Genomic DNA, 21843 nt, shown 5'->3' with positions numbered 1-21843 from the left:
CACGTTCGGCGCAGATCAGCTAGGCACCATAGACCGGCACCGGCGGCCGCGCCTTGGCGAGCAGGTCTGCGACCACCGGGCCGAGTTCGGCCGGATCCCAGCGCGCTCCCTTGTCGACCTGCGGGCCGTGCGTCCACCCTTCGGCCACCCGGATCAGGCCGCCCTCGACCTCGAACACTTTGCCGGTGACACCCTTCGATTCCGCACTACCCAGCCAAACCACCAGCGGCGAAACGTTTTCCGGCGCCATCGCGTCGAAGCCCTGGTCCGGTTTGGCCATGGTTTCAGCGAACACCTTCTCGGTCATCCGGGTGCGGGCGGCCGGTGCGATCGCGTTCACCGTGACGCCGTAGCGTCCCAGCTCGGCGGCGGCCACCAGCGTCAGCGCCGCGATCCCGGCCTTGGCCGCGCTGTAGTTGCCCTGCCCGACGCTGCCCTGCAGGCCGGCACCAGAGCTGGTGTTGATGATCCGGGCGTCCACCGATTCGCCGGCTTTCGCCCGCTCCCGCCAGTAGCCGGCGGCGTGCCGCATCGTGGCGAAATGGCCCTTGAGGTGTACGGCGATGACCGCGTCGAATTCCTCCTCGGTCGTGTTGGCGATCATTCTGTCTCGCACGATTCCTGCGTTGTTTACCAGCACGTCGAGGCTGCCGAAAGAGTCGATTGCCGTGCGGATCAGGTTGGCTGCGCCGTTCCAGTCGGCGACGTCGTCGCCGTTGACGATCGCTTCTCCGCCAGCCGCCTTGATCTCTTCGACGACTGCATATGCGGGACTGCGTTCACCGGCGCCCGTGCCGTCGAGCCCCACCCCGATGTCGTTGACCACGACTCGCGCGCCCTCGGCGGCGAACGCCAATGCGTGGGCACGTCCGATACCCCGGCCCGCTCCGGTGACAATAACCACTCGGCCGTCGACCAAACCCATCCCGGTTGCTCCTTTACTTGTTGGCGCTCGACGCGGCCAGATACGGCGGGGGCTCGCCGCCGCCATGGACGGCCAACGTCGCCCCGCTGATATAGGACGCCAGATCAGATGCTAGAAATGCTGCCGCCCAACCGATATCGACGGGCTTTGCCAACCGGCCCAGCGGCACGGTGGCCGCCACCCGAGCGATCGATTCGGCGTCACCGTAAAACAACTCCGACTGCTCGGTTTCGACCATGCCACCCACAAGCGCGTTTACCCGCACCTTGGGGGCCCACTCGACCGCCAGTGTCGCAGTGAGGCTTTCGATCCCGGCCTTCGCAGCACCGTACGCCGCCGTGCCGGGCGAGGGACGGCGCCCGCTGACCGAGGAGATGTTGACGATCGAACCACCGTTGCGCTGCTGCATCAGCGCGTTAGCGCGCTGGGAGACCAGCAAGGTGCTGAGCAGGTTGAGCTCGATGATCTTGCGATGAAACGTGTGTGTGGCCTCGGCGGCCAGTGCGTACGGCGATCCGCCCGCGTTGTTGACCAGCACGTCGAGCCGACCGTGCCGCTCGCCGATCGCATCGATCAACCGGTCGACCGCGTCCTCGTCACGCACATCGCACGCGTGAAATTCATAGGGCAACCCCTCGACCGCGCGGCGCGCACAGGTCACCACCGTCGCACCCTGGTCGGCGAACACCGCGCTGATGCCGGCACCGACCCCCCGCACACCACCGGTCACCAGCACAACCCGACCGGCCAGACCCAAGTTGTACGCGGGGGCTCCTTCGGCGCGGGTCACTGTGCTAGCGTACCAAGCAAGTGCTTGCTTAGGTAGTCGACCCCGGGAAGTGCAATGCCGATCACCTCCACCACCATCGAGCCCGGCATAGTCGCCGTTACCGTCGACTATCCGCCGGTCAACGCCGTCCCCTCGCGCGGCTGGTTTGAACTCGCCGACGCTGTGACAGCTGCGGGCCGCGAGCCGGACACCCGCGTGGTGATCCTGCGGGCCGAGGGCCGCGGCTTCAACGCCGGGGTCGACATCAAAGAAATGCAGCGCACCGAGGGCTTCACCGCGCTGCTCGACGCCAACCGCGGCTGCTTCGCTGCGTTCAAGGCGGTCTACGAGTGCGCGGTCCCGGTGATTGCCGCGGTCAACGGATTCTGCGTGGGCGGCGGCATCGGTTTGGTGGGCAACTCCGACGTGATCGTGGCCTCCGACGACGCCACGTTCGGGCTACCGGAGGTGGAGCGCGGCGCGCTGGGTGCGGCGACCCATCTGTCCCGGCTGGTGCCGCAGCACATGATGCGCCGGCTGTTCTTCACCGCCGCGACCGTCGACGCCGCCACGTTGCACCACTTCGGTTCGGTGCACGAGGTAGTGCCCCGAGAGCAGTTGCACGAGGCTGCGTTACGGGTGGCGCGCGATATCGCCGCCAAGGACACCCGCGTTATTCGGGCCGCCAAGGAGGCGTTGAACTTCATCGACGTGCAGCGGGTCAACTCCAGTTACCGTATGGAGCAAGGGTTTACGTTCGAGCTCAATCTGGCCGGGGTGGCCGACGAACACCGCGACGCCTTCGTGAAGAAATCATGAGCAATAAGTTGACCACGCTCGACGAGGCTGTTGCTGGGGTGCGCAGCGGGATGACGATCGGCATCGGCGGCTGGGGGTCACGGCGCAAGCCGATGGCGTTCGTACGGGCTATCTTGCGCACGGACATCACCGATTTGACCGTCGTCACCTATGGAGGACCGGACATTGGGCTGCTGTGCTCGGCCGGCAAGGTGCGACGGGTCTACTACGGTTTCGTGTCGCTGGATTCGCCGCCGTTCTACGACCCGTGGTTCGCGCACGCGCGCACGCATGGCTTGATCGAGGCCCGTGAGATGGACGAGGGCATGCTGCGTTGCGGGCTGCAGGCGGCGGCTCAGCGGTTGCCGTTCCTGCCGATTCGGGCGGGCCTGGGCAGCTCGGTCCTCGACTTCTGGGAAGGTGAGCTGGCGACCGTGACCTCCCCTTACCCCGCGCGGGGCGGCGGGCACGAGACGTTCATTGCGATGCCGGCATTGCGACTCGATGCCGCGTTTGTGCATATGAATATTGGTGACGCACAAGGTAATGCGGCCTACACCGGGATCGATCCATACTTCGATGACCTGTATCTGATGGCCGCGGAGAAGCGCTTCTTGTCGGTGGAGCGCGTAGTGACGACCGAGGAGCTGGTCAAGGCGGTGCCACCGCAGGCGCTGCTGGTGAACCGGATGATGGTCGACGCCGTCGTGGAGGCGCCGTTTGGCGCGCACTTCACTACTGCGGCACCGGATTACAGCCGCGACGAGAAGTTCCAGCGTCATTACGTGGAAGCCGCTGCGTCGGAGGAGAGTTGGAGTCGGTTCGTGGCGACCTACCTGTCTGGCAGTGAAGCCGACTACCAGGCCGCGGTACGGCAATTCGGAGCTTCGTCATGATCAGCCGAGCAGAAGTCTGCGTAATAGCCTGCGCCGAGCTGTTCCGCGATGCCGGTGAGATTCTGGTCAGTCCGATGACAACCGTGGCGTCCGTCGGCGCCAGGCTGGCCCGGTTGACCTTCTCCCCCGACATTCTGCTGACCGACGGCGAGGCCCAGCTGCTGGCAGATACCCCGGCGCTGGGAGTTTGCGGCGCGATCGAGGGCTGGATGCCGTTCGGCCGGGTGTTCGAGACGCTCGCGTGGGGTCGCCGGCATGTGGTGATGGGCGCCAACCAGATTGACCGGTACGGCAATCAGAACATCTCGGCGTTCGGGCCGCTGCAGCAGCCCACCCGGCAGATGTTCGGGGTGCGCGGCGCGCCCGGCAACACCATCAACCATGCCACCAGCTACTGGGTCGGCAACCATTCGCCGCGGGTGTTCTGCGAAGCCGTCGACGTAGTATGCGGGATCGGCTACGACAAGGTCGATCCCGCCAACCCGGCGTTCCGGTTCGTCAATGTCTATCGCGTCGTGTCCAATCTCGGGGTGTTCGACTTCGGCGGACCCGACCACACGATGCGGGCCTTATCGCTGCATCCGGGCGTGCGCGCCGGCGACGTGCGCGACGCGACGTCTTTCGAAGTGCACGGGCTATCGGACGCTGACGAGACCCGGTTGCCGTCCGACGACGAGCTGCATCTGATCCGCGACGTCATAGATCCGAAGTCGCTGCGTGACAAGGAAGTACGAGTATGAGTATTCTGCCTCCTCGTGGCTTTGCTCCGCATGGTCGGCGGTGGTTATGAGGCTGCGCACGCCGCTGACCGAGTTGGTCGGTGTACAACACCCCGTGGTGCAGACCGGGATGGGTTGGGTCGCTGGCGCCCGGCTGGTGTCGGCCACCGCCAACGCGGGCGGGCTCGGGATATTGGCGTCGGCCACCATGACGTTGGACGAATTGGCTGTTGCGATCGGTAAGGTGAAGGCCGCCACCGACAAGCCGTTCGGGGTCAACATCCGCGCCGATGCCGCCGACGCCGGCGACCGGATCGAGCTGATGATCCGCGAAGGTGTCAAGGTGGCGTCGTTTGCGCTGGCACCCAGGCAGGAGTTGATGACCCGGCTCAAAGACGCTGGCGTCGTGGTGATCCCGTCGGTGGGTGCGGCAAAGCATGCCCGCAAAGTGGCCTCCTGGGGCGCCGATGCGGTGATCGTCCAGGGCGGTGAAGGCGGCGGGCACACGGGCCCGGTCGCGACCACCCTGCTGCTGCCATCGGTGCTGGACGCCGTCGATATCCCGGTGATCGCCGCGGGCGGTTTTTTCGACGGTCGCGGCCTGGCAGCCGCATTGTGCTACGGCGCAGCAGGGGTGGCGATGGGCACCCGGTTCTTGCTTACTTCGGATTCGACGGTGCCCGACGCGGTCAAACGCCGCTACCTGGAGGCCGGCCTGGACGGCACGGTGGTCACCACCCGGGTGGACGGCATGCCGCATCGCGTGCTGCGCACCGAGCTGGTTGACAAGCTGGAAAGCGGTTCTCGAGCTAGGGGTTTCGTTGCCGCGGTGCGCAACGCCGCCAAGTTCAAGAAGATGTCGGGCATGACGTGGCGGTCGATGGTGCGCGACGGTTTGGCGATGCGCCACGGCAAGGAGATGACATGGTCGCAAGTGGTGATGGCGGCCAACACCCCGATGCTGTTGAAAGCCGGTCTGGTCGAAGGCAACACCGACGCCGGGGTGCTGGCGTCCGGGCAGGTGGCCGGCATCCTGGAGGATCTGCCGTCGTGCGCGGAGCTGATCCAGACGATCGTTGCCGACGCGATTAAACACCTAGAGGCTGCGTCGGCGCTGGTGGAGTGACCAGCGCGAGCGGGCGCACGTGTACGGCATTGCGGCGTGTTGGCGTACAAAGACGCCCGCTCGCGGCTTTGCGCTCTCCCGCGGGCCGGTCAGATTGTCGGCGGCTCGACCCGCTCGATGGTGTTGACGCGGTCGATGGACCGGTTGAAGGATGCGACGCGCCCAATGCCCGTGGTTTCTGCGCAGGCGACAAGATAGGCCTCCGCAAAATCGATTCGGTCGGTTTCATAGACCTCGACCGCTCGAAGCAGCAATGCCGGGTCTACGCAGACGATCGAGTCAAAGGTGACGAGTGAACGTATCGCCTGAGCAATCTGCTCGCGGCGTGTGCCGTACAACGACTCCAGCACGTCTACGGTTTCGGCGACCACAAAGTGGGCCAGCAGCAACTGCCCTCCCGGTGCGAGATATGACGTTGCGCGCGCAGCCAGATACGGAGGATCACCGGTCAGATGCCGGACCAATATGTTGGTATCGACGAATGCGCTCACCGTCGAGCCGCAGCTCGTTCGGATCTCGTAGGGCGGATCACATCGTCCCATGCGTGGTTTCGCTTCGCCGCGGGCACCGGGATTGTCCCTGCCAAGCTAGGGAAGTCTGGTGTCGCGATAGCACGGCTCGACCGTCCTCGACACGGAAGATAACATCGTCTCCCTCTCGGATGCCGAGCGCGTCGTGCACCGCCTTGGGTATAGTCGCCATTCCTATTGATGTCACCTCGACAGCGGCGTCAATCGCGTCCTCCTTACTTCTTTTTTGGAGTAAGAGATAGCGCGGCGTCTCGCAAAGTACCACGCTGAGGGCTTGGGTTGAGTTGGCGAATCAGTCGATCTCGAAACTGCTTCGATCGAACTTCAGCGTCGCAGCGTTCTCCGATACCGTCCGAATTCGAGTGTCGTCGAATCCTTCTGGTGCCTGGGCTTCGATCTCGATGCGAACATTCAGTTGCACGCCGGGTGGGCCACGAGGTGCTGCAGGACCGGCGTTGATTTTGCCGAAGTCCACGGCGTAGCGCTCCGGATCCAGTGTCCGCACCCCGAAGTACCGCGTCTTCGGTGCAGGCCCGGGCGGAGAAGGCGTGGATATCGGCCCACTACCGCGGTCCTCACTTTCCTCGGCGGCGCCTGCCTCTTCCTCCCCGAGCTCCTCGACTTCTCGGTTGCGCTGGGGACAGCCCGTGACGGCTCGACCAAGAGCAAGGTGTCGGTGATAGTGGGTGGCGGCTCCTGGTCGGTCGGCAGCACTAATCCCACGTATCGCTCGCCGTTCCACGCTTGAGCGAACGCGAATCCGTCTTTCTCCCAGAGAATTTAGTTGTCATACACCGACCACAAGCCGTCCTCGAATACCTGCCGGTCCCGCAGGCCGGGCCATGTACGGTACGGGTCGACGCGGTTGTAGGTTTTGCCGGTGATGCCCTTAGCGCCGTCTTTCGCGGCGAGCATCGCTGTCCAATCCGCTCCTTTGGGCAGCTCTGGTTGGAGAACCCGCTGCAGGAACGCGTCCAGTGCCGTACCGAGCAGCTCCTGCGCGCGGTCGACGCGGTCCCGGTTGCTCAGCGCCATCGGCTAGCTGTTTCATCAATCTCGTGCACGCAACCGCGACAGTATGGCAACTGAGGTGTGACACGTGGCGGTTCTGACGGGTGGTGACTTCCAGGATGTCGGTGCGGTCTGGATCTTCGTCCACCAAAGGGGTGCTGCTCAACAGCATCGCGACTGAGCCGCCCACCGGCGGTCGCTCAGTGCCCGGCGACGACGGAACCGAGGACGGGCGGATTGTTCGCGGTGTCATACCAGTTCGTGAACTCCCCGAGTTCTGAGCGCGACTCCACGTCGGAAAGCACATCGGTCATTGCGAAATCCGCGTAGCGCACGGGTCGACGCAACCGGACGACCACGGCCGGCTTTTGAGAAAATCGCAAGCCATGAGGGCGTGGATGGTGGTGGCGCCGTGGTGGGTGCGCTGGCTGGTGAGCGCTTTGGTAACGGCGGTGACGTTCACCGCGGTCGTGGTGTTACTGCTCCCGGGATTTGTCGCCAGAACCGGCTGGTTGTGGGCGCTGGTGGGGCTGGCGGGATTCAGTCTGGCTATTGCCGGGCCGGTGGTGCTTCTACAAAACCCTGTGCAAAAAAGCTACGCCGCGGCCGTTGCCGGGTTGAATCTCGAGCAGCGCTGTCAGGTCAGCAGGGCACTGCGGCGCGGTGAGGTTCCAGCCGATCCGCGCGTCTTGGCGGCAGCCATCCGTGTGGGCACCCTGAACCTGGCTTACTGTCGTCGCGTCACACGATGGCAGAGGGCGGCAAAGTGGTGGATGCCTGCGCTCTGCTTCGTGCTTGCCGTCTTGGCGTTCGTCGACAACGACGTACGACGCGGCCTGCTATGGGTCGGCTTCGCATTGTATTTCGCAGCGTACTTTGCATGGACGTCTTACCAGGCGCGGCGGCTACCACGCCACGTTGAGCTGTTACGTGCCGCCGCTACCGATATCCCCGAAGCAGCGGCCGCAGCAGGCGAGACCGAGGATTCCATCGTCTTGCCGCGGCGGCGCATCGTGGCGTCGCTGCTCATGATTGTCGTGGTTGGAATCAGCTTCGGGACAATAGGTTATCTATCGGGATCATCGGAGAGACAAACACCGGACTGCCGCACCGCCGGCGATGCCGTCAACTTCATCGACGCACATCGCGACATGCTCGACTCCAGTCTGATCACTGCCGGCGGTCCAGACCTAAGCAGATACCACGACTGGTCCGATCAGCTGCAAAAGTATGCACGACAAGTGTCCACACCGGATGTTTCCCGGCACCTGCGTCGTATCGCGGAACTATCCGCGCAGGCGGTGTCGCTCGTGCGAGACATACGAAACCCCATGGTCAGTCCATCGCCGGATGCCATCCGTGACCACCAAACCGCCTACCAGAAGACGGTCTCCGACCTGGTCCACGAAGACAGGGACCTCGTATCAGCCTGCGGCCCTGACGGTTAAACAAACCGGGCTGCGTCTTGCTGCGCCCGCTTGGCGGGGTGACACCACATTGCCTCGGTGCCAGTATTCCGGAACATCAAGGCCGTCCGCCAGCGATACGTCGCACCGCCCTGACCCTGGTGAAGGGAGTTGCGGTGTTGCGCTGGATAATGTACGACGTCGACCGGAGGTGGTGGGAATGGCGTTCGACGGCGAGTTTCGGGTCAGCCTGGAGGCTTTGGCACACTCGGCGGCGCATGTCAGCGGCCAGGGCGAGAATCTGGCGATCTCCCATTTGGCCTCGGACAACAAGATTGATTCTGCCCAGCCGGAGTGGGTGGGTGCGTCCTCGGTGGCGCTGGTCGCCCGGATGGGCGTGTGGTTGGAGACGTCGCGGACGTTGCTGACCAGAGTGAGTGAGCATGAGATACATGTTCACAACGACGGGATTGAGTTTGCCGCGAGGGAGCGCGAGGCCGCCGAGAAGTTGCGCGCCGTCGGCGGCGGTCCTCACAGGATGGCGGTGGTCGGGGAGTGAGCGGTGACGCTGACGGTCGCCGATATTGATCGGTGGAGCTCGGATGCGGTGCGGGCGGTGTTTCACGCGGCCACCGCGCGGGGGCAGGCCACCTTGGAGGTGTCGCGTCAACTGTCGTCGCTGGCGGTATTCGACACCTGGGAGGGTCAAACCGCCGAAGCCCGCAAACACCAAAACGCGCTGATCCGTCAAGACCTTGACGCACACGGCAACGAGGCGCTGGCGGTGGGTCGCGCGGCGGGCAACGCCGCGGACGATATCGACCACGTCCAGGCTGAATTGCGCCAGCTGCGTGCCGATGCCGCCGCGATGCAGATGTGCATCGATCCGTTGACCAACAAGGTGGTGGCCGCTGCGGGTTTCCGCGGCGACGAAAAGCAGCTGGCGGCCAGGCAGGCCGAGCTACAGCCTCGGCTGAACGCGATCCTAGCCGAGGCCAACGCGGTCGATGGGGAGCTGGCGGCCGCGATCAACATGGCCGACGGTGACACACCGATACCGCCGGGGCCCCATGACAATCGACCGGAAATCCAAGATGCGCTGTCCAAACCGCTGCCCGAGGACCCCAAGCAGTTCAACGATCTGTGGAATCGGCTGACCCCTGAAGAAAAGGACTGGCTGTATAGCCGTGACCACAACATCGGCAACCACCCCGGTATGCCCTGCGATCCCCCCGACCACCTCGGATATGACCACTACAACCGGCTCAATCTCGATGACCAGCTGGCCCGGGCCCGGGCCGCCGCTGCGCAAGCCGACGCGCTGCGCTCCCAACATCCCGACTGGGCGGCTGGCAAGAACATTCCCCAGGCCAATGAGCCGGGCGCGATCTTCGACGACCGGCTGGCCTACGAGGCCTGGCAACGCCAATACGACGCCGCCCGAAACGCCGCGAAATATTTGCCCGACCTGCAAGCCGTCGACAAGACACTTTAAGCCAGCCCGGATCGCAAGCTGATGCTGCTGGACACCCAAACCGGCAAGCAAGCCCGGGCTGCCATCGCGGTCGGAAACCCCGACGCCGCCACCCACGTTTCGGTCACCACTCCGGGCCTCAATACCACTGTGCACGGAGCCATCGAAGGCATGGCGGACGAAGCAACCATGCTCAGGGGCGAGTCCCTGCGGCAGTTGAGCCAAGCTCCCGGGCATGCGCATGACACCGTGTCGGCGATTGCCTGGATTGGTTATGACCCGCCGCAGGTGCCCGGCTTCGACGACCCCGGCAAATCGCTTGCCGGCGGTTGGGCGGTCAGCCACGACGACGTCGCCAAAGCCGGTGCCCACGACCTGGCCCGCTTCTACGACGGCATACAAGCGTCGCATCAAGGTGGCCCCGCCGATCTGACCGCGATCGGGCATTCGTACGGCTCGCTGAGCACGGGGTTGGCCTTGCAGCAACCCGGCGATCATGGGGTATCGCGGGCCCTGTTCTACGGATCGCCGGGCATCGAAGCCACCACGCCCCAGCAGCTTCATCTTCAGCCGGGGCACGTCTACGCCATGGAAACCCCCGACGACCCGATCCAATGGGTTTATGACGGTCCACCCATCGCGCACGACGTGGCCCCGTTCCTACCGCCCCCGTTCAACACTGTGGCTGAGGGCATCCTCGGTGGCGCAGACGCCACCGGCGCCGGCCACTTCGGCCCAAACCCGGCCACCAACCCCAACTTCACCCACCTCGCCACCGGCCCTGCCACCGCGCCCGATGGCAGGCTCCTCGAGGGCGCACACGGCCACAGCGACTACCCCCGCTTCCCCAACGACGGAGGGATCAGGACCACCAACTACAACATCGCCGCCGTTCTCGCGGGCCTCACGCCCATCAGCGAGAACTCACCACCGCGAAAATGACGAACCGCTCCCACCGTCGCCGTGCGAGGACTCTAGTGGTCGCGATCGTCGCGACCGTGCTAGTAGCAACAGGATGCCACGTGAAACAACCCTATGAACCCACCCCGCCTACCGAAGCGGCAAAAGCCCTCGAAGTACTCAAATCCCTACCCTCATTCGAAGACACCAAAACCCAGGTCCAGGCCGCGATGGATGAAATCACCGCGGCCGCTAGCCAACTCATCCCCTCCATCACCTGGGAAACGCCCCACGACGGCTCAGTCGAAACGTGCCATAGGCGCCCCTACGAGCAAACCAACGCGCGAGGGTACCTGTTGCCGGACGAAGTTGCTGAGAACGTCGATGTGTCAGAACAGAACTGGGCGAAAATCCAAGAGGTCGCTAAAGAGGCGGCCGCCAAGCTCGACGCTACCGAAATGCAGGTCATGAAAGACCAGCCTCGAAACCATGACGTCGGCTTCTATGGTCCAACGGGACTATTCATCAAGGTCGGCTACGCAGGGAATCTCGTGGTCTCTGGTTACACCGGCTGCCGGTTACCGCGTGACAAGAAATAGCCTCAGCGCTTTTTCCGGCGTCCACCAGCAAGCACCACCCGCGATGCGGTAGCGCCTGCTTGCACCCGACGCCTTCGGTCGGCGCTTATGCTGCAGATCCTCGTCGACGGGCACCAGCAATACCCCTACGGTTTGCCACCCAGCAGCTACGCACCGTGGGCGGACGCTACCGTGCGGCGAATACGGACTGGTCGTCGACGGGCCGCGGGTCGCCAGCGTGGAACGCAAGTCCCTGGCCGATCTCGTCGGCAGCCTCACCGGCGGCAAGCTGCGCTATCAAATCGCCGACCCGGCCGCGCTGCCGCGCGCGGCCCTGGTCGTGGATTACAGCCGTTCGATGATCGTGACGTTGGCGGTGCCGCCGCCCTCGCACATGGTCTGCAGGCCGTAGCGGCCGCCGGTGCGTTCCAGCTCGCCCAGCATGGTGGCGAACAGCTTGGCCCCGGTGGCGCCCAGCGGATGACCCAGCGCGATCGCCCCACCGTTGGGATTGACCTTTTCCGGGTCGGCCTTGATCTCCTTGAGCCAGGCCAAAACGACCGGCGCGAACGCCTCGTTGATCTCAACGACGTCGATGTCGTCGATCGACAGCCCGGTCTTCTCCAAGGCGTAACGGGTGGCCGGAATCGGGCCGGTCAGCATGAACACCGGGTCGGCGCCGCGCGCGCTGATGTGGTGGATGCGCGCTCGCGGGGTGAGCTTGTGGTCTTTGACCGCCTGCTCGGAGGCCAGCAGTACGGCACTGGCGCCGTCGGAGATCTGGCTGGCCAGCGCCGCGGTCAGCCGACCGCCCTCGCGCAGGGTCGGCAACGCCGCCATCTTCTCCAGCGAGGTCTCCCGCGGCCCTTCGTCGATGCGGAAATCCCCGACGGCGACGATCTCGTTGTCGAAATGCCCAGCGCGAATCGCCGATAGTGCCCGTTGGTGGCTGGCCAGCGCGTAGCGCTCCATCTCCTCGCGCGACAGATTCCACCGCTCGGCGATCAGCTCTGCCCCACGGAACTGCGAGATCTCCTCGTCACCGTAGCGGTGCTGCCACCCTTTCGACTCCGCGGTGGGCGTGGTGAAGCCGAACTGCTTGCCCACCTCCATCGCCGCCGCGATCGGGATCTGGCTCATGTTCTGCATGCCGCCGGCCAGGATCAAATCTGCGGTGCCAGACATGATCGCCTGTGCGCCAAAGGAAATTGCCTGTTGGCTGGAGCCGCATTGCCGGTCAACGGTGACTCCGGGAACCTCCTCCGGATAGCCGGCCGCCAGCCACGCCTGGCGGCCGATGTTGCCGGCCTGCCCGCCGATGGCGTCGACGCATCCGACGATCACGTCATCGACATCGCCGGGGTCGATGTCGAGACGCCCGAACAGACCGTGAAAAGCTGCGGCGCCCAGGTCGATCGGGTGCACACCGGCAAGGGAACCGTTGCGTTTGCCGACGGCGGTACGCACCGCGTCGATCACGTAGGCCTGGGAAACTCCAGCCATGTCAGACTCCTTCTGTTCTTACGGTGATTCCGCCTAACACGATGGCGAGATACTGTTGGCCGACCTGTTCTGCCGTCAGCGGCCCACCCGGCCGATACCAGCGCACCGACACCCAGGTGGTGTCCCGGATGAACCGGTAGACCAGGTCGACGTCGAGGTCTGGCCGAAAGTAGCCTTCCTCCATGCCTTCGCGCAGCACGTCGACCCACATCTTGCGTTGCTCTTTGTTGCGTTCCTCGATGTAGGAGAACCGCGGCTGCGCTGCCAGCCGCTTGGCTTCATCCTGGTAGATGACGACCTGGGCATGACGGTGTTCGATCGCGTCGAACGACGCCATGAACAGTCCCTTGAGCCGCTCCAAAGGATTGGGTTTGGTGTCGATGATTTCCCGGTAACGGCGGAACAGCCAGTCCAAAAAGCCGCGCAACACTTCGTCGACCATTTCCTCCTTGGAGGAGAAATGGTGATAAAGGCTGCCCGACAGGATGCCGGCGCCGTCGGCGATGTCGCGCACCGTGGTGGCCCGCAAACCGCGTTCGGCGAACATCGCCGCCGCCAGCTCAAGCAGTTCGTCGCGCCGGTTCATGGATGCTGGCTCGATACCGAAATCACCTCTCCAGTAAGGTAACTGGAGTAGTCGCTGGCTAAAAACGCGATGGTCGCAGCCACTTCCCATGGCTCGGCGGCGCGGCCGAACGCCTCTTGGGCCGACAGCCGGTCCAGCAGCTCGGGCGAGGCCGTCTTGTCCAGGAACTTGTGCCGGGCGATGCTGGGCGATACCGCATTGATCCGCACCCCGTATTCGACGGCTTCTATTGCGCTGCAACGGGTCAGCGCCATCACTCCGGCTTTGGCGGCCGCGTAGTGCGCTTGCGAGTGCTGGGCCCGCCAGCCCAGCACGCTGGCGTTGTTGACGATCACCCCGCCGTGGTCGGCGTCGCGGAAGTAGCGCAGCGCCGCCCGGGTGGCGCGGAACACCGACGTCAAGGTCACATCCAAGACGCGGTCCCACTCCTCGTCGGTCATCTCGACGACCGGGGTCTGCCCGCCCAGCCCGGCGTTGTTGACCAGCACGTCAATCCGGCCCATCCGCGCGGTGGCCGACGCGATCAGCGCGTCGACCTGGGCGGTGGACGTTACGTCGCACAGCACGTGCTCGACGCGCCCCAGTCCCAGCGCGGACAGCTCTTGAGAAGTCTCCCCCAGCCGTCGTTCGTGGTGGTCGGAGATGACGACGTCGGCACCCTCCATCAGCGCCCGCCGGGCGGTCGCCGAGCCGATACCGGTGCCGGCGGCCGCGGTCACCACGACGACTTTTCCCCTCAAAAGGCCGTGTCCGGCAATCTCTTTCGGCACGACAGCGAGCGTCATCCTTTGACCTCTCGGGGCAGGCCGAGCACCCGCTCGGCGATAATGTTGCGCTGGATCTCATTGGAGCCGCCGTAGATCGTGTCGGCCCGAGTGAACAAGTAGAGCCGCTGCCACTCGTCGAAATCTCCGCCTTCTAATACCATGCCCGCCTTGCCCTGCACGTCCATCGCGATCTCACCGAGTTCACGATGCCAGTTGGCCCACAACAGCTTTGAGACATTATCTTGCCCGGGCTGCTCGACGTCCATGGTGGCCAAAGCGTAGGAGCGCATCGCCCGCAAACCGGCCCAGGAGCGGGTCAGGCGTTCCCGGATCAACGGATCATCCGCGGCGCCGGTGCGTTTGGCGAGTTCGACGATGCCGTTCAGCTCGCGCGCATAGACGATCTGTTGGCCGAGGGTCGAAACGCCGCGCTCAAAAGTTAGCGTTGCCATCGCGACCCGCCAGCCGTCGCCGGGGGCGCCGACCACCAGGTCGGCGTCGGTGCGGGCGTCATCGAAGAACACTTCGTTGAACTCCGAGTCGCCGGTCAGCTGGACGATCGGACGGATCTTCACCCCCGGCTGGTCGAGCGGAACCAGTAGATACGACAACCCGGCGTGGCGCTTTGAACCCTTTTCGGAGCGTGCCAGCACGAAACACCACTGCGCCCAATGCGCCAGCGACGTCCACACCTTCTGCCCGTTGATTACCCACTGGTCGCCGTCGAGCACCGCGGTGGTGGACACGTTGGCCAGATCGCTGCCTGCGCCGGGCTCGGAATAGCCCTGACACCACAGTTCGGTGACGTCGAGGATCTTCGGCAAAAACCGCTGCTGCTGCTCGGGTGTGCCGTAGGCGATCAGCGTCGGCCCGAGCAGTTCCTCGCCGAAATGGTTGACCTTCGCCGGCGCGTTGGCGATCGCGTACTCCTCGTAGAACGCGACCCGGTGCGCAACCGACAAGCCGCGGCCGCCATGCTCGACCGGCCAGCCCAGGCAGGTCAGCCCCGCCTTGGCCAGGTGCTGGTTCCAGGCGCGCCGCTCCTCGAACGCCTCGTGCTCGCGCCCAGGCCCACCGAGCCCCTTCAGCTTGGCAAATTCGCCGACCAGGTTCTCGGCGAGCCACTCGCGGACCTCGGTCCGGAACTCCTCGACGTCCTGCATCCCTGTAGGCTAACCTACCAAGCACTTGCTTTGTAGCCCGGTGACGATGCAGAGCGCGCAGCGCGATGAGGAGGAACCGGGCGCGACAACCCAGCCCGGTGACGATGCAGCGTGGTGGCCAAGGAGCCGTGATGTCGAGGGATCTGCAGACGATTCCTGCGGTGCTGGATCGAATGGCGAGCGAGCTGCCTGACCATCCGTCGCTGGTCACGCCGGATCGCACCCTCACCTTCGGGCAGCTGCGCCAAGAGGTGCGGCAGGCCGCGGCGGCGATGATCAAGCTCGGCGTGGCTCCGGGCGAGCGGGTGGCGATCTGGTCGCCGAACACCTGGCACTGGGTAGTGGCGTGCCTGGCCAGTCATTACTGCGGCGCCGCGATGGTGCCGCTCAACACCCGCTACACCGCGGCCGAAGCCGCCGACATCCTGGCGCGCACCGGGGCCCGGCTGCTGATCGCGATGGGCGAGTTTCTCGGCGCTGACAAAGCCAGTGCCCTGCATCGGGGCGCACTGCCCGAGCTGCGTCACATCGTGCGAGTGCCAGTGGACGCAGACGACGGGACGTGGGACGAGTTCGTCGCCGCCGGCGTGGACCTGGAGGCCGCCGATGCCCGCGCCGCCGCGGTGCGCCCCGACGAGGTTTCCGACATCTTGTTCACCTCCGGCACCACCGGCCGCAGCAAAGGGGTGTTATGCGCCCACCGGCAGTCGCTGGCCGGTTCGGCGGCGTGGGCGGCCTGCGGCAAGATCACCAGCGACGACCGCTACCTGTGCATCAACCCGTTCTTCCACAACTTCGGTTACAAGGCAGGCATTTTGGCGTGCCTGCAGACCGGTGCCACATTGTTTCCCCAGCTGACGTTCGACCCGGAGCGGGCGATGCGGGCTGTGGCCGGACACCGGATCACGGTGCTGCCGGGGCCGCCGACGATCTATCAGACGCTGCTCGACCATCCTGCCCGCGGTCAATACGATTTAAGCTCACTGCGGTTTGCGGTCACGGGCGCGGCAACTGTGCCGGTGGTGCTGGTCGAGCGGATGCAAACCGAGCTCGACATCGACATCGTGCTGACCGCCTACGGTCTGACCGAGTCCGGCGGGTTTGCGACCATGTGCCGTCCCGACGACGACCCGGTCACGGTCGCCACCACGTGCGGACGCCCGATCGCGGACTTCGAGCTACGTATCGGGGACCGTGACGAGGTGCTGCTGCGCGGGCCCAACGTCATGCTCGGCTATCTTGACGAGCCCGAGGCCACGGCGGCTGCCATCGACGCCGAAGGCTGGCTGCACACCGGCGACGTCGGAAAGCTCGACTCCGCAGGGAATTTGCAAATCACCGATCGCCTCAAAGATATGTACATCTGCGGCGGCTTCAACGTTTACCCCGCTGAAGTGGAGCAGGTGCTGGTTCGACTCGACGGTGTCGTCGACGCGGCCGTGATCGGCATGCCCGACGAGCGTCTCGGCGAAGTGGGCCGCGCGTTTGTCGTGGTCCGGCCTGACTGCGGCTTGGACGAGCAGGCCGTGATCGCCTACACCCGTGAGCATCTCGCCAATTTCAAAACGCCCCGCTCGGTGCGGTTTGTCGATGAGCTGCCTCGCAACGCCGCCGGCAAAGTGGTCAAACCCCTACTGCGAGAGCTGGTATAGATGGATCTCGATCTCGACGAGGAAACGCTGGCATTCCAGCGTGAGGTGCGCGAGTTCCTCGCCAGCAACAGGGCGGCGTTTCCCACCAAGTCCTACGACACCGCCGAAGGGTTTGAGCAGCACCGGCGCTGGGACAGGGTGCTTTTCGACGCCGGCCTGTCGGTCATCACCTGGCCGCGCAAATACGGCGGGCGCGACGCGTCACTGTTACAGTGGGTCGTCTTCGAAGAAGAGTATTTCCGCGCCGGCGCACCGGGCCGGGCCAGCGCGAACGGCACGTCGATGCTGGCACCGACGCTGTTTGCGCACGGGACCCAAGAACAACTGGATCGCGTGTTGCCGAAGATGGCCACCGGTGAGGAGATCTGGGCGCAAGCGTGGTCGGAACCCGAGGCCGGCAGTGACCTGGCGTCGCTTCGTTCGACCGCCACGAAGACCGAGGGTGGGTGGCTGCTCAATGGACAGAAGATTTGGAGCTCGCGGGCGCCGTTCGGCGACAAGGCTTTCGGGTTGTTTCGTTCCGATCCCACCGCTGAGCGCCACCGGGGGCTGACCTACTTTATGTTCGACCTGAGGGCCGACGGCGTCACTGTTCGCCCCATCAAGCAACTTAACGGCGATACCGGTTTCGGTGAAATCTTCCTCGACGACGTGTTCGTGCCCGATCGAGACGTGATCGGCGACGTCAACGACGGCTGGCGAGCCGCGATGAGCACATCGAGCAACGAACGGGGGATGTCGCTGCGCAGCCCGGCACGCTTCCTGGCCGCTGCTGAGCGACTGGCTCAGCTGTGGAAATCCCGTGGCAGCAATGCTTTCGGCGATGAGGTTGCTGATGCGTGGATCAAGGCGCAAGCCTACCGGCTGCATACCTTCGGTACGGTGACGCGGCTGTCCGAAGGCGGCGAGCTAGGTCCCGAGTCGTCGGTGACCAAGGTGTTCTGGTCGGAGCTCGACGTGGCGCTGCATCAGACCGCGCTGGAGATCCGCGGCACGGACGCTGAGCTGGCCGATCCCTGGGGCGACGGGTTACTGTTCGCGCTGGGTGGCCCGATTTACGCTGGCACCAACGAGATTCAGCGCAACATTATCGCCGAACGGCTGCTGGGTTTGCCGCGGGAGAAATCACGATGAGATTCGACCTGGACCCGCAGCAGCGCGACTTCGCGGCCAGTATCGATGCCGCGCTGGCGGCAGCCGACGTCGCGGGGGCGGTACGCGCCTGGGCGGCCGGTGATTTCGGCCCGGGACGCAAGGTATGGGCCCGGTTGGCCGACTTGGGTGTCACCGCCCTCATGGTGCCCCAGCGGTTCGACGGCATCGACGCCCACCCGGTCGACCTCGTTGTGGCATTGGAGCGCCTCGGACGCTGGTGTGTTCCAGGACCCGTTACGGAATCTGTTGCGGTAGCGCCGATCCTGCTTGCCGCCGACGACCGGTGTGCGTCGCTGGCAACCGGTGAGCTGATCGCTACGGTCGCATTGCCGCCGCAAATTCCGCGCGCGGTGGACGCCGACGCCGCCGGCCTGGTGCTCTTGGCCCACCAGGGCCGGGTCAGCGAGGCTAATGTCGGAGATCGTCACGATTGCATCGATCCGAGCCGGCGCCTGTTCGACGTCACCGCCACCGCTACCACATGGCAGGCCGACGTTGCCCGGGCCTACGAGTTCGGCGCGCTGGCGACGGCCGCTCAATTGGTGGGCGCCGGCCAGGCGCTGCGGGACGCGGCCGTCGACTACGCCAAGCAGCGCAGCCAGTTCGGGCGGCCGATCGGCTCGTATCAGGCGATCAAGCACAAGCTGGCCGACGTGCATATCGCCGTGGAGTTGGCCCGCCCATTGGTGTACGGCGCTGCCCTGTCGCTGGCCGGCGACTCGGCGGACGCGCGCCGCGACGTGAGCGCCGCCAAAGTGGCCGCCGCCGACGCCGCCCTGCTGGCCGCGCGTTCGGCGCTGCAAACCCATGGCGCGATCGGCTTCACCGCCGAACATGATCTGTCGCTGTGGCTGCTGCGGGTCCAGGCGTTGCGGCCGGCATGGGGTGACCCGGCCGTACACCGCCGGCGGGTACTGGAGGCGTTATGACAGCGAGCGACGAACGCGAACTGCTGCGTGAAACGGTGTCGGCGCTGGTGGCCAAGCATGCTCCGGCCGCCGCGGTGCGGGAGGCGATCCAGTCCGAGCGCGGTTACGACGAAGCGTTGTGGCGGCTGCTGTGCGAACAGGTCGGCGCGGCAGCGCTGCTGGTGCCCGAGGAATTCGGCGGCGCCGGCGGCACCCTGGCCGACGCCGCCGTCGTCATCGAGGAACTCGGCAAAGGTCTGGTGCCCACCCCGCTACTCGGCACCACGCTGGCCGAGCTAGCGCTGCTCGCCGCCGACGAGCCCGACGCCCAAGCGCTCGCGCGGCTGGCGCAGGGCACGGCGATCGGCACGGTGGTGTTCGATCCCGACTATGTGGTCAACGGTGACAGCGCCGACATCGTCGTCGCAGCCACTGGCGACAGGCTCATCCGTTGGAGCGACTTCGTCGCCGAGCCCGTCGCCACAATGGATCCGACCCGCCGACTGGCCCGCGTCAGACCGCAACGCACCGTGCCGATAGGCGCGGACCCCGGTATCGCCGACAGCGCGGCGATCCTGCTTGCGGTCGAGCAGGTCGGCGCTGCGGCCCGCTGCCTGGAGTTGACCGTCGACTACACCAAGCAACGGGTGCAATTCGGCCGGCCGATCGGCAGCTTCCAGGCACTCAAACACCGGATGGCCGACCTGTATGTCGCGGTCCAGGCCACGCGCGCGGTGGTCGACGACGCAGTGACCGAACCGTCGCCGACGTCGGCGGCGCTGGCCCGGATTGCCGCGAGCGAGACGTTCAGCAGGGTGGCTGCCGAGGGTATCCAGCTGCACGGCGGGATTGCGATCACCTGGGAACACGACATGCACCTCTACTTCAAGCGTGCGCACTCAAGTGCCCAGCTGCTCGGGCCGCCGCCCGAATACCTGCGCCGGCTTGAGCGCCAAGTGTTGAATAGCACGACGTGAACGCTTCTATCGCGCTGCGCGCCGGCATCCCGCCGTTCTATGTGATGGACGTGTGGCTGGCGGCCGCCGAGCGTCAACGCACCCACAGCGACCTGGTGAACCTTTCGGCGGGCCAGCCAAGTGCGGGAGCGCCGGCACCGGTGCGCGCCGCCGCCAAGGCGGTGCTAGACAGCAGCCCGCTGGGTTACACGGTGGCTCTTGGCATTCCAGAACTCCGCGCCGCCATTGCTCAGACATATACGCCGCGATATGGGATCACCGTCGAGCCCGACGACGTCGTCATCACCACCGGCTCGTCGGGCGGCTTCTTGCTTGCGTTCCTAGCGTGTTTCGACGCCGGCGACCGGGTCGTTGTCACCAGCCCCGGCTACCCGTGCTACCGAAACATCCTGTCCGCGCTGGGCTGTGAAGTGGTGGACGTGCCATGCGGCCCGGACACCCGGTTTCAGCCGACCGCACATATGCTGGCCGCGCTCGACCCGCAGCCACGCGGTGTCGTCGTCGCCAGCCCGGCCAACCCGACCGGGACCGTCATCGCACCCGCGGAGCTGGCGGCGATCGCATCCTGGTGCGAGAACTCCGGCGTGCGACTCATCAGCGACGAGGTGTACCACGGCCTTGTGTACGAGGGAGCTCCCCAAACCAGCTGCGCTTGGGAGACCTCGCGAAACGCTGTGGTGGTCAACAGTTTTTCGAAATACTACGCGATGACGGGTTGGCGGCTGGGCTGGCTGCTGGTGCCGCCGGAGTTGCGCCGCACAGTGGACTGTTTGACCGGCAACTTCACGATCTGCCCACCCGTGCTGTCGCAGTACGCCGCGGTCGCGGCGTTCACCCCGGAGGCGGTCGCCGAGGCCAACGCACACCTACATCAGTACGCGATCAACCGTCGGCTGCTGTTGGACGGTCTGCGGCAAATCGGAATCAACCGGCTCGCTCCCACCGACGGTGCGTTCTACGTCTATGCCGATGTCGCGGACTACACATCGGACTCGCTGCAGTTTTGCGAGAAGTTGTTGGCCGACACCGGAGTGGCGATCGCACCGGGCATCGACTTCGACACTGCTCGCGGTGGGTCGTTTGTCCGCGTGTCATTCGCCGGACCGACATCCGATATCGAGGAGGCGCTGCGCCGCATCGAGCGGTGGCTGGGCTAACTGGGCGCAGCCGACGGAGTCAATTCGGCGTGCACCGTGCGGCCGTATTTGCGCCGCATCAGCCGATGCGTCAACGGCACCAGAACCCCATGCAGCAACGGGTATTTGCGGCGCAGCAGACGAGCCGCCGCCTGATATTCGGCGCCTTCCAGGAGCCGCACGCGGCCGGGTTGGGTCGGCCCGGTCGGCTTACCCGATGCCGTCGCCGGTCCGAATTCAACTTTCGGATCGCGCCGTATCCTACGTACTTTGAGCGCCCGCTCAAAACTGCGAAAGTATGCGCGGTCGCCGTCTACCGCGATGCTCACCGGACTACTGCCCGGGGTGCCATCCTTTCGGAAGGTGGTGAGCCGCACCGTCTTCTGCCGCACGAAGGAAGCCAGTCTGGGATCGGTTGCGGTGCCGACGGACCCGAGTACATAGCCGAGTTGGCGTAGCCGCAGCAGGAACGCTACGGCAAGTGCCACCGACACCACGCCGAGCACCCATGCCTGAGCGGGCGAACCGCCCAGATCGAGGTCCATCACGTGGTTCACCGTGTGCACGCCGTTGGCCACGATGAACCCAGCCAGCGCGGTGGCCAATGCATCCGACCAGATCAGCGCGAGCAGCAACGTGACACCCAACCCCAGCTGGAACGCGCCGATGTCATGCAGAAAATGCTCGTGCGTTTCGAATCCCACGAACCGGGCGAACAACCCGGGGCCGGCCAGACACCATATTCCAACCACAACATTGGCCAGACCGACCAAGGCCGTCAGCGTGACCAGGTATGCCCGCGCTGCTGTGTTCAACGGTCTCATGGTTAAGCCTCCCGTGATATCTGGTCGTCATCAGCTAGAC

The 21843-nt window shown here is 65.3% G+C and carries 24 protein-coding genes and 1 pseudogene; 14 read left to right on the top strand and 11 right to left on the bottom strand.

What is annotated here, in order from left to right; genetic code table 11:
- Positions 1-19: 19 nt before the first annotated feature.
- Together MHEC_RS02275 and MHEC_RS02270 are read right to left on the bottom strand one after the other, a co-directional pair.
- Positions 20-925 (bottom strand): SDR family oxidoreductase, encoded by a 906-nt coding sequence (locus MHEC_RS02275; RefSeq protein ID WP_048891127.1) that lies wholly within the window; start codon positions 923-925, stop codon positions 20-22.
- Positions 926-938: 13 nt separating this feature from the next.
- Positions 939-1715: an SDR family oxidoreductase gene (locus tag MHEC_RS02270; RefSeq protein WP_048891126.1), complete on the bottom strand. Its 777-nt coding sequence runs from the start codon at positions 1713-1715 to the stop codon at positions 939-941.
- A gap of 54 nt (positions 1716-1769) precedes the next feature.
- Here MHEC_RS02270 and echA20 point away from each other — a divergent pair, with 54 nt between their 5' ends.
- From echA20 to ipdC, 4 genes are read left to right on the top strand one after another with little or no spacing between them, the layout of a single operon-like run.
- A complete protein-coding gene (gene echA20, locus MHEC_RS02265; RefSeq protein WP_048891125.1) occupies positions 1770-2513 on the top strand; it encodes a (7aS)-7a-methyl-1,5-dioxo-2,3,5,6,7,7a-hexahydro-1H-indene-carboxyl-CoA hydrolase in 744 nt (247 codons plus the stop codon).
- Positions 2510-3388 carry a cholesterol ring-cleaving hydrolase subunit IpdA gene (gene ipdA, locus MHEC_RS02260; protein ID WP_048891124.1) on the top strand — a complete coding sequence of 293 codons (879 nt, stop codon included), beginning with the start codon at positions 2510-2512 and terminating at the stop codon, positions 3386-3388. Before echA20 ends, ipdA begins: the two co-directional genes overlap by 4 nt.
- Positions 3385-4128: a cholesterol ring-cleaving hydrolase subunit IpdB gene (gene ipdB / locus MHEC_RS02255; RefSeq protein WP_048891123.1), complete on the top strand. Its 744-nt coding sequence runs from the start codon at positions 3385-3387 to the stop codon at positions 4126-4128. Before ipdA ends, ipdB begins: the two co-directional genes overlap by 4 nt.
- 46 nt (positions 4129-4174) lie before the next feature.
- Positions 4175-5233 (top strand): (3aS,4S,5R,7aS)-5-hydroxy-7a-methyl-1-oxo-octahydro-1H-indene-4-carboxyl-CoA dehydrogenase, encoded by a 1059-nt coding sequence (gene ipdC / locus MHEC_RS02250; RefSeq protein WP_048891122.1) that lies wholly within the window; start codon positions 4175-4177, stop codon positions 5231-5233.
- Between the two features lie 89 nt (positions 5234-5322).
- On the opposite strand, the gene MHEC_RS02245 is transcribed toward ipdC, so the two are convergent.
- The 4 genes from MHEC_RS02245 to MHEC_RS02230 all read right to left on the bottom strand — a co-directional run bounded on the left by MHEC_RS02245 (position 5323) and on the right by MHEC_RS02230 (position 6798).
- Positions 5323-5724 carry a PIN domain-containing protein gene (locus MHEC_RS02245; RefSeq protein ID WP_200902177.1) on the bottom strand — a complete coding sequence of 134 codons (402 nt, stop codon included), beginning with the start codon at positions 5722-5724 and terminating at the stop codon, positions 5323-5325.
- A gap of 37 nt (positions 5725-5761) precedes the next feature.
- Positions 5762-5950 (bottom strand): AbrB/MazE/SpoVT family DNA-binding domain-containing protein, encoded by a 189-nt coding sequence (locus tag MHEC_RS24925; protein ID WP_412176928.1) that lies wholly within the window; start codon positions 5948-5950, stop codon positions 5762-5764.
- 105 nt (positions 5951-6055) lie between these two features.
- Positions 6056-6238: a hypothetical protein gene (locus MHEC_RS02235; protein WP_201399418.1), complete on the bottom strand. Its 183-nt coding sequence runs from the start codon at positions 6236-6238 to the stop codon at positions 6056-6058.
- A gap of 305 nt (positions 6239-6543) precedes the next feature.
- The gene (locus MHEC_RS02230; protein WP_048891119.1) at positions 6544-6798 is read right to left on the bottom strand and encodes a hypothetical protein; all 255 of its coding nucleotides are present in this window, start codon (positions 6796-6798) and stop codon (positions 6544-6546) included.
- Positions 6799-7160: 362 nt separating this feature from the next.
- Here MHEC_RS02230 and MHEC_RS02225 point away from each other — a divergent pair, with 362 nt between their 5' ends.
- The 5 genes and pseudogenes from MHEC_RS02225 to MHEC_RS23890 all read left to right on the top strand — a co-directional run bounded on the left by MHEC_RS02225 (position 7161) and on the right by MHEC_RS23890 (position 11544).
- Positions 7161-8222 carry a hypothetical protein gene (locus MHEC_RS02225; RefSeq protein WP_048891118.1) on the top strand — a complete coding sequence of 354 codons (1062 nt, stop codon included), beginning with the start codon at positions 7161-7163 and terminating at the stop codon, positions 8220-8222.
- A 178-nt stretch (positions 8223-8400) separates the two neighbouring features.
- On the top strand, positions 8401-8739 hold the full coding sequence (locus MHEC_RS02220; protein WP_048891117.1) for a hypothetical protein: 339 nt from the start codon (positions 8401-8403) through the stop codon (positions 8737-8739).
- Between the two features lie 3 nt (positions 8740-8742).
- Positions 8743-10596 (top strand): annotated as a pseudogene (locus MHEC_RS02215) (alpha/beta hydrolase).
- A gap of 80 nt (positions 10597-10676) precedes the next feature.
- Complete coding sequence (locus MHEC_RS02210) at positions 10677-11153, top strand: LppA family lipoprotein (protein ID WP_048891203.1); 477 nt, start codon at positions 10677-10679, stop codon at positions 11151-11153.
- Positions 11154-11208: 55 nt separating this feature from the next.
- Positions 11209-11544: an ERCC4 domain-containing protein gene (locus MHEC_RS23890; protein WP_412176929.1), complete on the top strand. Its 336-nt coding sequence runs from the start codon at positions 11209-11211 to the stop codon at positions 11542-11544.
- On the opposite strand, the gene fadA6 is transcribed toward MHEC_RS23890, so the two are convergent.
- Genes fadA6 through ipdE1 form a run of 4 tightly spaced genes read right to left on the bottom strand, consistent with a single transcriptional unit; the run spans position 11478 to position 15151 of the window.
- Positions 11478-12635, bottom strand: a complete 1158-nt coding sequence (fadA6, locus tag MHEC_RS02205) for a steroid 3-ketoacyl-CoA thiolase FadA6 (RefSeq protein ID WP_048891116.1) — start codon at positions 12633-12635, stop codon at positions 11478-11480. The two genes, MHEC_RS23890 and fadA6, sit on opposite strands and share 67 nt — an antisense overlap.
- Before the next feature lies 1 nt (position 12636).
- Positions 12637-13221 carry a TetR family transcriptional regulator KstR2 gene (kstR2, locus tag MHEC_RS02200; protein WP_048891115.1) on the bottom strand — a complete coding sequence of 195 codons (585 nt, stop codon included), beginning with the start codon at positions 13219-13221 and terminating at the stop codon, positions 12637-12639.
- A complete protein-coding gene (gene ipdF / locus MHEC_RS02195) occupies positions 13218-14006 on the bottom strand; it encodes a (5R,7aS)-5-hydroxy-7a-methyl-1-oxo-2,3,5,6,7,7a-hexahydro-1H-indene-carboxyl-CoA reductase (RefSeq protein WP_048891114.1) in 789 nt (262 codons plus the stop codon). Before ipdF ends, kstR2 begins: the two co-directional genes overlap by 4 nt.
- Positions 14003-15151, bottom strand: a complete 1149-nt coding sequence (gene ipdE1, locus MHEC_RS02190) for an acyl-CoA dehydrogenase IpdE1 (protein WP_048891113.1) — start codon at positions 15149-15151, stop codon at positions 14003-14005. The genes ipdF and ipdE1 overlap by 4 nt, the downstream gene beginning before the upstream one ends.
- A gap of 131 nt (positions 15152-15282) precedes the next feature.
- Between ipdE1 and fadD3 the strand changes: the two genes are divergently transcribed.
- From fadD3 to MHEC_RS02165, 5 genes are read left to right on the top strand one after another with little or no spacing between them, the layout of a single operon-like run.
- Entirely contained in the window at positions 15283-16803 is a 1521-nt protein-coding gene (fadD3, locus tag MHEC_RS02185) for a 3-((3aS,4S,7aS)-7a-methyl-1,5-dioxo-octahydro-1H-inden-4-yl)propanoate--CoA ligase FadD3 (protein WP_048891112.1), read from the top strand.
- Positions 16804-17937, top strand: coding sequence for an acyl-CoA dehydrogenase family protein (locus MHEC_RS02180; RefSeq protein WP_048891111.1), 1134 nt, complete (start codon positions 16804-16806; stop codon positions 17935-17937).
- Positions 17928-18887: an acyl-CoA dehydrogenase gene (locus tag MHEC_RS02175; protein WP_172442114.1), complete on the top strand. Its 960-nt coding sequence runs from the start codon at positions 17928-17930 to the stop codon at positions 18885-18887. Before MHEC_RS02180 ends, MHEC_RS02175 begins: the two co-directional genes overlap by 10 nt.
- Positions 18884-19843 carry an acyl-CoA dehydrogenase IpdE2 gene (ipdE2, locus tag MHEC_RS02170; RefSeq protein ID WP_048891109.1) on the top strand — a complete coding sequence of 320 codons (960 nt, stop codon included), beginning with the start codon at positions 18884-18886 and terminating at the stop codon, positions 19841-19843. Before MHEC_RS02175 ends, ipdE2 begins: the two co-directional genes overlap by 4 nt.
- 44 nt (positions 19844-19887) lie before the next feature.
- On the top strand, positions 19888-21000 hold the full coding sequence (locus MHEC_RS02165) for a pyridoxal phosphate-dependent aminotransferase (protein WP_048891202.1): 1113 nt from the start codon (positions 19888-19890) through the stop codon (positions 20998-21000).
- On the opposite strand, the gene MHEC_RS02160 is transcribed toward MHEC_RS02165, so the two are convergent.
- Complete coding sequence (locus tag MHEC_RS02160; protein WP_048891108.1) at positions 20997-21803, bottom strand: PPOX class F420-dependent oxidoreductase; 807 nt, start codon at positions 21801-21803, stop codon at positions 20997-20999. The genes MHEC_RS02165 and MHEC_RS02160 overlap by 4 nt on opposite strands.
- Positions 21804-21843: the final 40 nt, after the last annotated feature.

It is taken from the genome of Mycobacterium heckeshornense, from assembly GCF_016592155.1.
Classification (GTDB): Bacteria; Actinomycetota; Actinomycetes; order Mycobacteriales; family Mycobacteriaceae; genus Mycobacterium; species Mycobacterium heckeshornense.
This window is presented reverse-complemented; position numbering and strand designations above follow the sequence as displayed.